11 protein-coding genes are annotated in these 12,908 nt (G+C 70.2%); 6 read left to right on the top strand and 5 right to left on the bottom strand.

The genetic code is table 11. The annotated features are described in order from the left end of the window. The first annotated feature begins 9 nt into the window (after positions 1-9). Together EW117_RS07175 and EW117_RS07170 are read left to right on the top strand one after the other, a co-directional pair. Positions 10-957, top strand: coding sequence for a carbohydrate ABC transporter permease (locus tag EW117_RS07175; protein WP_242504134.1), 948 nt, complete (start codon positions 10-12; stop codon positions 955-957). Further along, on the top strand, positions 954-1,775 hold the full coding sequence (locus EW117_RS07170) for a carbohydrate ABC transporter permease (RefSeq protein WP_129785152.1): 822 nt from the start codon (positions 954-956) through the stop codon (positions 1,773-1,775). The genes EW117_RS07175 and EW117_RS07170 overlap by 4 nt, the downstream gene beginning before the upstream one ends. A 1-nt stretch (position 1,776) precedes the next feature. On the opposite strand, the gene EW117_RS07165 is transcribed toward EW117_RS07170, so the two are convergent. The 4 genes from EW117_RS07165 to melA all read right to left on the bottom strand — a co-directional run bounded on the left by EW117_RS07165 (position 1,777) and on the right by melA (position 6,312). Further along, positions 1,777-2,667 (bottom strand): carbohydrate ABC transporter permease, encoded by an 891-nt coding sequence (locus EW117_RS07165; protein ID WP_242504133.1) that lies wholly within the window; start codon positions 2,665-2,667, stop codon positions 1,777-1,779. Then, entirely contained in the window at positions 2,664-3,575 is a 912-nt protein-coding gene (locus EW117_RS07160) for a carbohydrate ABC transporter permease (RefSeq protein WP_129785150.1), read from the bottom strand. The genes EW117_RS07165 and EW117_RS07160 overlap by 4 nt, the downstream gene beginning before the upstream one ends. Continuing rightward, the gene (locus EW117_RS07155; RefSeq protein ID WP_129785148.1) at positions 3,559-4,866 is read right to left on the bottom strand and encodes an ABC transporter substrate-binding protein; all 1,308 of its coding nucleotides are present in this window, start codon (positions 4,864-4,866) and stop codon (positions 3,559-3,561) included. Before EW117_RS07155 ends, EW117_RS07160 begins: the two co-directional genes overlap by 17 nt. Positions 4,867-4,938: 72 nt before the next feature. Beyond that, on the bottom strand, positions 4,939-6,312 hold the full coding sequence (gene melA / locus EW117_RS07150) for an alpha-galactosidase (protein WP_129785146.1): 1,374 nt from the start codon (positions 6,310-6,312) through the stop codon (positions 4,939-4,941). A gap of 110 nt (positions 6,313-6,422) precedes the next feature. Between melA and EW117_RS07145 the strand changes: the two genes are divergently transcribed. After that, the gene (locus EW117_RS07145) at positions 6,423-7,271 is read left to right on the top strand and encodes a helix-turn-helix domain-containing protein (RefSeq protein WP_129785144.1); all 849 of its coding nucleotides are present in this window, start codon (positions 6,423-6,425) and stop codon (positions 7,269-7,271) included. 24 nt (positions 7,272-7,295) lie between these two features. On the opposite strand, the gene EW117_RS07140 is transcribed toward EW117_RS07145, so the two are convergent. Beyond that, positions 7,296-8,393 carry a glycoside hydrolase family 172 protein gene (locus tag EW117_RS07140; protein ID WP_129785142.1) on the bottom strand — a complete coding sequence of 366 codons (1,098 nt, stop codon included), beginning with the start codon at positions 8,391-8,393 and terminating at the stop codon, positions 7,296-7,298. Between the two features lie 148 nt (positions 8,394-8,541). Between EW117_RS07140 and EW117_RS07135 the strand changes: the two genes are divergently transcribed. The 3 genes from EW117_RS07135 to EW117_RS07125 all read left to right on the top strand — a co-directional run bounded on the left by EW117_RS07135 (position 8,542) and on the right by EW117_RS07125 (position 12,905). Next, positions 8,542-9,531, top strand: coding sequence for a LacI family DNA-binding transcriptional regulator (locus tag EW117_RS07135; protein ID WP_129785140.1), 990 nt, complete (start codon positions 8,542-8,544; stop codon positions 9,529-9,531). Between the two features lie 112 nt (positions 9,532-9,643). Next, positions 9,644-11,284, top strand: coding sequence for a fucose isomerase (locus EW117_RS07130; RefSeq protein ID WP_129785138.1), 1,641 nt, complete (start codon positions 9,644-9,646; stop codon positions 11,282-11,284). Between the two features lie 58 nt (positions 11,285-11,342). After that, the gene (locus EW117_RS07125) at positions 11,343-12,905 is read left to right on the top strand and encodes a carboxyl transferase domain-containing protein (protein ID WP_129785136.1); all 1,563 of its coding nucleotides are present in this window, start codon (positions 11,343-11,345) and stop codon (positions 12,903-12,905) included. Positions 12,906-12,908: the final 3 nt, after the last annotated feature.

The following is a 12,908-nucleotide window of genomic DNA, read 5'->3' as shown; positions in this document are numbered from 1 at the left end:
AGAAGCACAGTGTCCATCACCGCGGACCAGCAGCCGCGCACCATGCTCGGCGCTGCCGAGGCGCCTGCTGTGAAGCGCTCGCGCCCACGGGACGACCTCACCGCCTACCTGATGATCGCGCCCATGGTGATCCTGCTCGGGATCTTCGTGATGTGGCCGCTCGTCTACGCGTTCTACCTCAGCGGGTTCGAGATCAGCTTCTACCAGGCCCCCGAGTTCGTCGGCCTGCAGTTCTACCGGTACGTGCTCGAGGACGAGCGGTTCTGGGCGTCGCTCGGCGTCGGCCTCTACTACGCGGTGCTGGTCGTCCCGGCCGGGATGTTCGTCTCGCTGCTGATCGCGAGCTTCATCAAGACCCTGAGCGTGCGTATGGCGAGCTTCCTGAAGACGACCATCTACGTGCCCGCCGTGGTCTCCACGGTGGTCGCGTCGGTGCTCTTCGTCTTCATCTACCAGGACCAGGGGCTGGCCAACTGGCTGCTGGGGCTGCTCAACGCCGGGCCGGTCGCGTGGCTGAACAGCCCGGCGCTCGCGCTGCCGGCCATCGCCGTCCCGGGCATCTGGCTGGGCCTGGGCCTGACGACGCTGATCATGCTGGCGGGCCTGCTCGACATCCCGGACAGCTACTACGAGTCGGCCCGGCTCGACGGCGCGTCGTTCGTCCAGCGCACGTGGTACATCACCCTCCCGCTGCTGAAGAACGTGCTCCTGTACCTGTTCGTCACGGGCACGGTGGCGGCGCTCCAGATGCTCGACCTGCCGCTGATCATGACGAACGGCGGGCCGGTCAACGCGACGACCACGCCCAACCTGTTCATCTTCAACACCTTCCGGGACGGGAGCGAGTACTCGGTGAGCTTCTCGCTGACCGCCGCCCTGCTGCTGTTCCTCGTGCTCGGCGGCATCTCGGCCCTCGTGTTCCGGCTCATCAGCTCCGAGAAAGCGATCGACGGATGACCAGATCTCTGCGCACCGCCCTCGTCAAGTGGGTGCTGCTCGTGCTCATCTCGCTGAGCGTCCTGTTCCCGCTCGCCTGGATGGCGATCGCGGGTTTCAAGGGCAAGACGGAGGTGCTCTCCAGCCCGTTCCAGTTCTTCCCCGAGATCTGGAACGTCCAGAACTACGTCGACATCCTCGCCGACCCGCAGTTCGCCCGGTCCATGGGGGTGACGCTGCTGGGCGCGGTCATCTTCACGGCGGCCAGCCTCGTCGTGAACTCGATGGCCGCGTACGCGCTGGCCCGCCTCGACTTCGCCTGGAAGCGGTTCTGGTGGGTGTACTGCATCCTGCCGATGTTCGTGCCGATGATGGCGATCCTGCTGACGTCTTTCGTCGTCGTCACCGAGCTTGGCATGCTCGACACGCTGGCCGTCCTCATCATCCCGGGGGTCGCGTCGTCGGTGCAGATGTTCTTCATCCGCCAGTTCTACCTGGGCATGCCGATGGCGCTGGAGGAGGCCGCCCGTATCGACGGCGCCACGCGATGGCAGATCTTCACGAAGATCTTCGTGCCGCAGTCGGGCTCGGTGTTCGTCGTCGTGGGCATCGGGTCGTTCCTCGCCTTCTGGAACGCCTACGTCTGGCCCATCCTCACGATCACGGACCCGGGCCTCATGCAGATCATGCAGTTCCTGGGCACGTTCCGGTCGGAGCGGGGCAACGAGTGGGGCCTGCTGATGGCAGGCTCCACGCTCGCGGCCCTGCCGACGATCGTCCTGCTGCTGTTCTTCCAGCGGTTCGTCGTCGCCGGGGTGCGGATCTCGGGGATGAAGTGACCTACTTGATCCCCGTGCTCGCGATCCCCTGGACGAACGTCCGCTGGAAGACGAGAAACACCACGAGCAGCGGCACGACGGCGACCGTGGCCACCGCCATCACCGCGCCCCAGGGCGAGCTGAACGCCGGGTTGTTGGTCAGCGTGGACAGCCCGACGGGCACCGTCAGGCTCTCGTTGCCCTGCAGCACCACGAGCGGCCACAGGAAGTCGTTCCACCGGTTCATGAAGCCGAGGATGACGAGCACTCCCACCAGCGGCCAGCAGGTCGGGAGCACCACGCGGAAGAACGTCCGCAGCTCGCCGGCGCCGTCCAGCCGGGCGGCCTCGATGAGCGCGTCGGGCACGCCGAGCATGAACTGGCGGGCGATGAAGATGCCCACGACGTCGAACAGGGTCGGCAGGATGACGGCCCACGGCGAGTCCACCAGCCCGAGCCGCGCCGTCACGAGGAACGCGGGCACGAGCGTGACCTGGATCGGGATCATGATCGTCACCAGGAACGCGGCGTACAGCAGGCCGCGGCCGCGGAACCGGTACTTGGCCAGGGCGTACCCGGCGCCCAGCGACACGCAGACCGACAGCGCCGTGCCGACGGACGCGACGAACGCCGAGTTGCCGAGCCACTGCCACACGGGCTGCGTGGCGAACACCTCGGTGAAGTTGTTGATGGTGGGTGCGTCGGGCCAGAGGTAGAACTCGCTGCTCTGCGACTGCCCGCCGGGCGTGAGCGCGGAGACGATCATCCAGTACAGCGGGAAGACGACGACGATCGCGACGGCGGTCAGGACGGCGGTGAGCAGCCAGCGCCGTCGCCGGGCGTGCCGTTCCCGCAGGGGCGGGGTGGGGCGCGCGGGCCGGGCGACCCGGGCTCGGGTGTTGGGAACAGTCACAGGAGCTCCTCCGCTCGCTTCGTGGCGCGCTGCCGCAGCAGCGTGAACACCAGCAGGATCAGCACGAGCAGCAGGCCGAGCGCCGCTGCGTAGCCCATGCGCGCGTCGGCGAACGCGGACCGGAACACGTACTGGATCAGGACCGTCGTCGAGAACCCGGGCCCGCCGCCGGTCATCACGTAGATGACGTCGAACGACTGGAGCGAGAACACGACGTTGAGGATGAGCAGGATCGACGTGGTCGGCGCCAGCATCGGCACCGTGAGGCGCCTCAGCCGCTGCCAGCCGCTCGCGCCGTCGATCGCAGCGGCCTCGCGCAGCTCCGCCGGGATGGACTGCAGGGCGCCGAGGTAGATCACCATGCAGAACCCGATCCGCGTCCACACGACCACGGCGATCAGCGTGAACATCGCGGTGTTCGGGGAGGTCAGCCAGGGCAGGCCGGACAGTCCCAGGGCGGCGAGCGCGTTGTTCGCGACGCCGTAGTCCGGGTTGAAGATCCACGACATGATGACGCCGACCACGACGCCGGCGGCGATCATCGGGACGAAGAACAGCGCCCGCAGCAGGCCGCGCCCCGGCAGCGGGCGGTTCAGCGCGACCGCGAGGGCCAACCCGATCGCCATCGCCGTCGGCACGGTGCCGACCGTGAAGACCAGGGTGTTGAGCAGTGCGGTGCGCAGCAGCGGGTCGCCGAGCATCGTCTCGTAGTTCGCGGCGCCGACCCACTCGCCGTCGCCGAGCGTCGCCGTGTCCTGGAAGGACAAGGTGATCGCGATGACGATGGGGAGCAGGGAGAAGGCGAGGAAGAGCAGGCCCGCCGGCCCGACGAACAGGTAGGGCGCCCAGCGGGGCTGGCGTGCGCCGTCGTCGGGCCGGCGCGTGAGGACTTCATCGCGTGGTGACACTGCGCATCGCCTCCGTCATCTGGGTGCCGCACTCGGCGGGGGAGAGCTCGCCGAGGAAGCACAGGTCGAGGTAGTCGGCGAGCACCGAGTTGAGGGAGCTGAAGTACTGGCCCGACTCCGCACGCACCATCGACAGGGGGATGGTGGTCGCCTGGTCGATGAACTGCTGCATGGTGCCGGCGTGCCGCTCGTAGCCGATGTCCGCGGCGTCGAGCGAGGACCGGGCGGGCAGCCAGTTGCCCCGCTTGCAGAACTCGACGACGTTGGCCCGGCTGGTGATGTACGCGACCAGCTCGGCCGCGAGCTCCGGATGCTTGCTGGACTTCGTGACCGCCAGCGCGTTGCCGCCCAGGTCGGACGCCTCGCCGGTGTTGCGGATCATGGGCGCGGTGCCCCACTCGTCGGGCAGGCCCTCGTCCAGCGGCGCTATGGACTCCGGGTTGTCGAGCAGGAGGCCGATCTGCCCGGTGAGGAAGAGATCGCGGCCCGGCGTGCCGCCCGACTTGCTCATGTTCGCCGGGGACACGAGTCCCTCGCTGTACCAGCGGCGCCCGAAGTCCAGGGCCCCGACCGCCTCGGCGCTGTCCATCGACGGCGTCTCGCCGTCCTCCCCGAGGAAGGTGCCGCCGTTCTGGTAGACGATCGGCAGCCAGCGGTACGCCGTCTCCGCGCCGCCCCAGCCGTAGCCGAAGCCGTAGCCGCCCGTCACCTTCCGGGCCTCGCGGGCGATCTCCAGGAACTCGTCCCAGTGCCAGGCGTCCGCCAGCGACGACGGCGGCGTCACGCCGATCTGCTGGACCACCCGCCGGTCGTAGTAGGTGATGAAGTTGTCGGTGTGCTGGAAGACGCCGTACAGGCCGTCCTCCCGTGCGCCGATCGCCCAGAACGGTTCCGAGTAGTCGTCCTGGTACTCAGCGGGTACCGCGCCCGTCAGGTCCACCAGGCTGCCGTTGGCCGCGTACCGGCCGATCTGCTGCGGGGTGATCCGGATGATGTCCGGCGCGAGGTCCGCGGCGAGCCGCGTGATGAACCACTGGTGGAACTGGCCGGTCGTCACCTCCACCGCCACGCTGGTGCCGGGATGGGCCGCCACGAACTCGTCGGCGATCACCTGGTAGGACTCCAGGTCCAGCGGGATGTTCCACGAGGACAGGCGCAGGTGCTTGGTCCCCGTCGGGGCGCCGGAGCAGGCGGCGAGGGCGCCCGCCACGCTGATCCCCGCGACCGCGAGGAAGGTGCGGCGGGACAGCCGCCGTCCGCCGGGCGCCCGGGGCACCGGATGGGTGGGCATATCGTCTCCTCTTCGTTGAGGGTGGTCGGCGCGGTGCCCGCGGGCGTCGTCGCCCGGGGGCACCGCGTGTGCTCAGCGCACCAGCGCGGCCGGCAGCAACGCCGCGTGCGCCTCCAGCAGCTCGTCGGTCATCGCGCGGATCTGCTCCAGCGTGCAGTGCGCGGAGGTGAGCGGGTCCATCGCCACGGCATGGTGCACGTGCTCGACGTCGCCGGTCAGCGCCGCGCGGACCGCGAGCGTCTGCACGTTGGTGTTCGTGCGGTTGAGCGCCGCGAGCTGCGGTGGCAGGTCCCCGACGCTCGTGGGCTGCACACCGTTCGCGTCGACCAGGCAGGCCACCTCGACGCACGCGTCGTCGGGCAGGTTCGTGATCACGCGGCCCGCGTTCGGCACGTTCCCGTACACGACCGCCGGCACGCCCGTGACCACGGCGTTCACGATGGAGGCCCCGTACTCGACCGACGGGCTCAGATCCGCCTTCAGGCGCGCGAGCTGCTCGTCGACGTCGCCCTGCTCGTCGTGCGCCGCGCAGATCTCGTAGTAGTCCCAGCGCTCCGGGATGTACTCCTTCGTCGTGGTCGCGTCCTTGCGGAAGTACGGCACGTACTCCGACGCGTGATGGCTCGACTCCGTCTCGAAGTACCCGAAGTGGTTCATCAGCGTGGTGCGGACCTGCTCGTTGCCGCCCTCGTAGTTGCTGGCGGCCAGGGCCTCCTCGGAGTGGTCCCCGTCGTCGGACAGCAGGTCGGCCGCCGCACGGCCCCGCCGGTGGCGGTCCGTCATCACCTCGCGCAGCCGCGGGTAGAGATCCTCCGAACCCCGGCGGAACTCCAGGACCCACGCCTGGTGGTTGATGCCCGCGCAACGGAAGGACACCTCCTCGTACGGCACGCCGAGCGTGCGCGCCAGCATCCGGGTGGTGCCCTGCACGCTGTGGCACAGCCCCACCGTCCGCAGGCCCAGCGCGTTCAGGTACGCCGTGGCCATCGCCATCGGGTTGGCGTAGTTGATGAACTGCGCGTCCGGGCACACCTCCAGCGCGTCGGCCGCGATGTCCTCGTACGCCCTCACCGAGCGCAGGAACCGGAACACCCCGCCCGGCCCCACCGTGTCGCCCACGGTCTGGTCGACGCCGTAGCGCCGCGGGATCTCGACGTCGTGCCGGTAGGACTCCACACCGCCCACCTGGAACGTGATGATCACGAAGTCCGCGTCCCGCAGCGCAGCGCGCCGGTCGGTCGTCTGCTCCACGACCGTCGGCAGGCCGTGGTGGGCCACGAGTTCGCGGGTGGCGCTCGCCACCCGGTCCAGGCGGCCCGCGTCGAGGTCCATGAGGCTGAGCGTCGCCCCACGCAGGGCGGGGAAGCTGAGCAGGTCGCCGATGAGCCGGAACGGGAAGACGAAACCACCGGCGCCGATGATGGTGATCTTGGGGGAGGAAGCCATACGGCGACGCTAGGCGCGAGGAAAACGGCGAAGCCTCCGGCTGCGTGCCCCGCCTCTCCGGAATCCTTCGATCGTGCGCTCCGCCCGCAGGGCACCTATGCTCCCGTCCCATGGCGCTCGCGGACGACGAGGTGGAGCTGGCCGAACCCGCACTGTGGGTGCGGCAGGGCGCGCCGCCCGTGATGCAGCGGCCCCACCGGCACGACGACCTCGAGCTCAACCTCGTGCACACCGGGCGGCTCGACTACCTCTTCGGCGGCTCGTACCTGCGGGTCGAGGCGGGCCAGGTGGCGCTGTTCTGGGGCGGCACCCCGCACCAGCTCGTGGACCAGGGAGCGACACCGACCGACGGGTCGTGGGTGCACATCCCGCTGACGGAGGTGCTGAGCTGGGCACTGCCTACCGAGCAGGTGGCGGTGCTGCTGCAGGCACGGCCCATCGTCGCGCCGGCGACGGCTCTGGTGCGGGACGTCGCCGCCCTGTTCGCGAGCTGGCACCACGACGTCCTGGACGGCGGGCACGACACGGTGGTCATGCTGGAGGCCCAGGCGTTCGTCCGGCGGGTCCTGGCGGGCGCGGCCCGCTCCGAGCCGGAACCCGGGCCGGTCGCGGAGTGCGTGCCCCTCCCGCAGTCCGGCGCCGCCGAACGCGCCGCGGCGATGGCACAGTTCGTCGCCGAGAACTACCGCTCGCCGATCACCGCCGCCGACGTCGCCCGCGCCGTCCACCTGAGCCCGAGCCACGCGATGACCCTGTTCAAGCGGGTGATCGGCACGACCGTCGGCACGTATATCGCGCGCTGCCGGGTCGCGGAGGCGCAGCGCCTGCTCATCACGTCGGACCGTACCACCGCCGAGATCGCGCACGCCGCGGGTTTCACGGCCCAGAGCAGCTTCTACGAGACGTTCCGCCAGGTGTGCGGAACACCCCCGGCCACCTACCGCCGCACCTACCGCTAACCCCCCTTTTTGTTGTGGACGGGGTCAGGTCAGGTCGGGGACCGCGGCTTTTCCGCGGTGCACCTCCATGCCGTCGGCCGACGGCGGCGCCGGGCGGTGCGCCTTCGGCCGGTCCAGGTAGAACAGGGCGGTCGAGGCGATGTCGTCGTGCAGCGGCAGGTAGCGCCACCCGCTGCGCCAGCCGAGGGCCTGGATGTCGACGCGCAGCCGCTCGGCGAAATGGATCGGGTCGGTCACGTGCCAGCGGTACATGCCGAACCGCTGCTGGCTCACGTACAGCCCGTCGGGCCGGAGCACCTGGGGCATGCCCAGGTAAGGCGTCGAGAACTCGGTGTAGCCCTGACCGGGGACGTCGAAGTTCCAGGCGCCGCCGAAGTAGTCCTCGGTGCCGGTGCCGCAGATCGTCGGGTAGTCCTCGTCGGCGTCGAGGTAGAACTTGATCTCGCCCTCGCCCCACCAGCCGTTCGAGTTCACGCCCCACGCGATGTAGGTGCCGACGTAGTGCCCGGACCCCTCCACGCCCTCCACGATGGTGTGCGGCACGCGGTCCGCGAGCGGGTTGCTGCGGCGCCACTGCGCGTGGAAGTAGCCCTCGTCCGAGTAGTCGCCCCCCTGCTCGTAGGTGACCTGGTAGTACACGCGGACGTCCTTGTCGGACGTGTTCTCCAGCGTCAGCCGGGCGCCCGTACGGAACGGCATGGGCCAGTAGGAGTTGAACCCGCCGTGCGGGTTGGCGGCGATCATCTGCGAGTCGACCTGCGTGAACACGCCCCAGCCGCTGCAGAAGAAGTCGCCGTACGGCACCTCGACCGCGGGCTCGGTGGCGTCGTCCCAGAACGCGCGCAGGATGAGCGTGCGCCAGTTGTCGGTGTGGGTGGTGATCCAGATGTGCGTGATCCGCCCGGCGCCACGGATCGTGGCCAGGTCGAACGTCTCGCCGGCCTTGATGTCGACGCTCGGCGAGATCTTCCACCCGGGACCCAGGTCACGCGCCGAGGCGGCACCGGTGCCCTCCGTGGCGCGCCCGCCGCCGCCCTCGGAGCCGTCGAAGTTCTCGGGGCTGATCGATCGGGTCCGGACGTCGCGGAGGGTCGAGACGCTGCGGAGGCCAGGGTCGAGCATGTGGAACCACGCTTCCTCGTGTGAGGGCCCGCGGAGGGCCTTCCTTGTGAAACCGATTTCACCAATGTAGGGTCGGCATAGGCCCGTGTCAACCAGCCCGGGAGCGCACGGCTGCCGCCGTGTTTCAGCACTTGCCGGAGGGACGTCGATGGCCACGATCTACGAGGTCGCCGAGCTCGCGGGCGTCTCCCCGGCGACGGTCTCCCGCGTCTTCAACGGCACCCGGGTGTCGCCCGGCAACGCCGAGCGGGTCCGCGAGGCGGCGAAGAAGCTGAACTTCACGCCGAACCGCACCGCACGCACCCTGCGCCGGCAGCACTCCGAGGTGATCGCCCTGGTCATCCCCGACATCGAGAACCCGTACTTCACGGAGATGGCGCGCGGCGTCGAGGACGTCGCCCAGGAGGCGGGGTTCTCGGTGGTGCTGTGCAACACCGACTCGCAGCTCGCCAAGGAGGCGACGTACTTCCAGATCGCGCTCTCCGAGAGCATGGCGGGCGTGATCGTCGCCCCGGCCTCGAGTCGGAGCGACCTCACCGACGTCATAGCGCGGGGCCGCCCGGTCGTCACCGTCGACCGCACCACCGACTTCGACGTCGACGCGGTGGTGATGTCCAACCGGCCGGCCGGCCGGGCCGCGACGGATGCGCTCTACCAGGCTGGATACCGTCGGATCGCCTGCATCACGGGCCCGGCCGACATCGAGACGGCGTACGAGCGGGCCCAGGGCTGGAAGGACGTCGTCACCCGGCACGAGATGTTCGACGACCCCGAGGAGTACCTGCGGTACTCGACCTTCGGCGTGGACGGCGGCGTCAAGGTGATGACCGACCTGCTCGCCCTGCCCGAGCCGCCGGACGCGCTCGTGGCAGCGAACAACCTGCTGGGCGTGGGGGCGCTGCAGGTGCTCACCGACCGCGAGCTGACGCCGCTGCGGGTCGGCGTCGCCGTCATCGGCGGGCTCCCGTTCACCACTCTGCCGCCCAGCGCGGTCACCGTGGTGCGGCTGCCCGCCCGGAACATGGGCGTCACGGCGGCGCGGATCCTGATCGAGCGGATCAAGGGCGACACCCAGCCGGCCCGCACCATAGTGCTGCGCAACCAGCTCGTGCCCGGGCGGCACCGGGCGGCGACCTGACCGACCGCGGGCCCGGCACGACGGCCCCAGGACCGCCGTTCTGGCACCTTGAACGTGAAATCGATTTCTGACACAGTGGTCAGAAGGCACGCATCAGATGAGGGAGCACCACATGTTCTACGACCTTCCCGCCGTCACCTCGCGTCCCCAGGCGGCGCCGAAGACGGCCTACCTGGTCGCCAGCGGCGACCTGCGCGAGTCGGCGAACCAGGCCGGCTGGCCCACGCAGGCCGCCATGGAGGCCGACATCACGGCGGCGTTCGCCGAGCTCGGCTGGACCGTCGTACGCGCCAACGACGTCGACCCCGCCACGGGGCACGGGTTCATCAGCTCGCAGCGAATGGGGCTCGAGGTGTTCCGCTCGGTCCCGCCGACCGCGCCGCTGATCGTGGCCGAGGCCGTCTGGCAGTACAGCCATCACGTGCTGGCGGGCCTGCGCACCCACGAAGGCCCGATCCTCACGGTCGCGAACTTCGTGGGCGACTGGCCCGGCCTGGTGGGGCTGCTCGGGCTCAACGCCGGGCTGACCAAGATGGGCAAGCCGTACTCGACGATCTGGAGCGTGGACTTCACGGACCAGTGGTTCCGCGACGGCATCCGGCAGTGGCTGGAGACGGGCGCGATCGAGCACGACGCCTCGCACGTGACCGACGCGCCGGCCCTGCCCGCCGGCCCGCAGGCCGACCTCGGGCGCGCCCTGGCCGACCAGCTCCTGCGCGACAAGGCGATCATCGGCGTCTTCGACGAGGGCTGCATGGGCATGTACAACGCCATCATCGACGACGAGCTGCTCAACCCGATCGGCATCTACAAGGAGCGCCTGTCCCAGTCCGCGCTGTGGGCGGAGATGCAGCGGGTGCCGGACGCCGAGGCCGACGCCGTCCAGGCCTGGCTGGAGGACGCCGGCATGACGTTCCGCCTGGGGCAGGACGAGGCCACCGACCTCACCGCCGCGCAGCTGCGCTGGCAGCACAAGATGTACGTCGCCGCGCTGCGCATCGCCGACGACTTCGGCCTGGACGCCGTCGGCATCCAGTACCAGCAAGGGCTGAAGGACCTCAGCCCCGCCTCCGACCTGGCCGAGGGCCTGCTGAACAACGTGGTCCGGCCGCCGGTCACCTCGCGTGACGGCGAGCGCGTGCTGTGGGACGGCCGCGCGCTGCCGCACTTCAACGAGGCCGACGAGGGTGTCGCCGTGGACGCGCTGGTGACCAACCGGCTGTGGACCGCGATGGGGCTGGACCCGGCCACGACCCTGCACGACGTGCGCTGGGGCGAGGAGTACGACGGCGAGTTCGTGTGGGTGTTCGAGATCTCGGGCTCCGTGCCGCCGTCGCACCTGGAGGGCGGCTATGCCGGCGCGCAGGGCTGGCGGCAGAACCCGGTGTACTTCCCGCTCGGCGGCTCCACCATCAAGGGGGTCTCCAGGGCGGGCGAGATCGTGTGGTCCCGCGTCTACATCGCGGCCGGCCGGCTGCACGTCGACCTCGGGCGCGCCTCCGCCGTCGCACTGCCCGCGGAGGAGACCGAGCGCCGCTGGCAGGCCACGAACCCGGAGTGGCCGATCATGCACGCCGTGCTGCACGGCGTGAGCCGCGACCAGTTCATGGCCCGGCACAAGGCCAACCACCTCAACGTGGCCTACGCGCCGGACGCCGCGACCGCCGACGGCGCGCTGGTCGCCAAGGCCGCGTTCTTCGAGGGTCTGGGCGTGGAGGTGCACGTCTGCGGGGAGGTCGGGGCGCTGGCATGAGCGGTGCGGTGGGGTGTGGCAACACACCCAGGGGTTAACGATCATTAACCGGCGGACTATGCTGCGACACGTGGCCATCAACACCGCCGTTGGAACGGATCTCCGCACCCTCACCGCGCAGCTGCGTGAGCGGATGGCGCGCGTGCGCGAGGGCGGTTCGCCCGCCGCGCGCGAGAAGCACACGGCGCGCGGCAAGCTGCTCGCCCGCGACAGGGTCGACCGGCTGCTCGACCCCGGGTCCGCGTTCCTCGAGGTCGGGGCGCTGGCCGCCTACGACATGTACGGGGGCGAGTGGGCGGTGCCCAGCGCGGGCATGGTCACGGGGATCGGCCGGGTCGCGGGGCGCGAGTGCGTGATCGTCGCCAACGACGCGACGGTCAAGGGCGGCACCTACTACCCGATGACCGTGAAGAAGCACCTGCGTGCCCAGCAGATCGCCGCGGAGAACCACCTGCCGTGCCTCTACCTGGTCGACTCGGGCGGCGCGTACCTGCCGATGCAGGACGAGGTGTTCCCCGACCGGGAGCACTTCGGGCGCATCTTCTACAACCAGGCCAACCTGTCCGCGCGCGGCATCCCGCAGATCGCGTCGGTCATGGGGTCCTGCACCGCCGGCGGGGCGTACGTGCCCGCGATGAGCGACGAGGCGGTCATCGTGCGCGACGAGGGCACGATCTTCCTCGGCGGGCCGCCCCTGGTGCAGGCCGCCACGGGCGAGATCGTCACGGCAGAGGAGCTCGGCGGCGGCCTGGTGCACACCACGACGTCGGGCGTCGCGGACCACCTGGCCGACGACGACGCGCACGCCCTGCGCATCGTGCGCGAGATCGTCGGCACCACCCGGGCCGGCGCGCCCAGCCTGGACCGGGCCGCGCCGGAGGAGCCAGAGCTCGACCCCGACGGCCTCTACGACGTCCCCTCCGACCCGCGCACCCCCTACGACGTGCGCGACGTGATCCGGCGGATCGTCGACGGCTCCCAGCTCGCCGAGTTCAAGGCCCGGTACGGCGAGACGCTGGTGTGCGGGTTCGCCCGCATCGACGGCTACCAGGTCGGGATCATCGCGAACAACGGGATCCTGTTCTCTGAGTCGGCGCTCAAGGGCGCGCACTTCGTGCAGCTGTGCGACCAGCGGCGCATCCCGCTGGTCTTCCTGCAGAACATCGCCGGGTTCATGGTCGGCAAGGAGTACGAGAACCGCGGCATCGCCAAGGACGGCGCCAAGCTCGTGACCGCCGTGGCGTGCACCTCCGTGCCGCGGTTCACCGTGGTGCTCGGCGGCTCGTTCGGCGCCGGGAACTACGGCATGAGCGGCCGCGCCTACGACCCCCGGTTCCTCTGGATGTGGCCCGGTGCCCGCATCTCCGTGATGGGCGGCGAGCAGGCGGCGTCCGTCCTCGCGACCGTGCGCCGGGACCTCGCGCCCGAGGACGTCGAGGCGTTCAAGGACCCGATCCGTGCCCAGTACGAGGCCCAGGGCAACCCCTACTACGCCACGGCCCGCCTCTGGGACGACGGCGTGATCGACCCCGCCGACACCCGCCGCGTCCTGGCCCTCGGCCTGGCCGCCGCGGCCAACGCCCCGATCGCCGAGCCGTCCTACGGCATCTTCCGGATGTGATCA

It is taken from the genome of Promicromonospora panici, assembly GCF_900608595.1.
Lineage (GTDB): Bacteria > Actinomycetota > Actinomycetes > Actinomycetales > Cellulomonadaceae > Promicromonospora > Promicromonospora panici.
The sequence above is the reverse complement of the archived record's forward strand: the minus strand, read 5'-3'. Positions and strand labels throughout refer to the sequence as shown.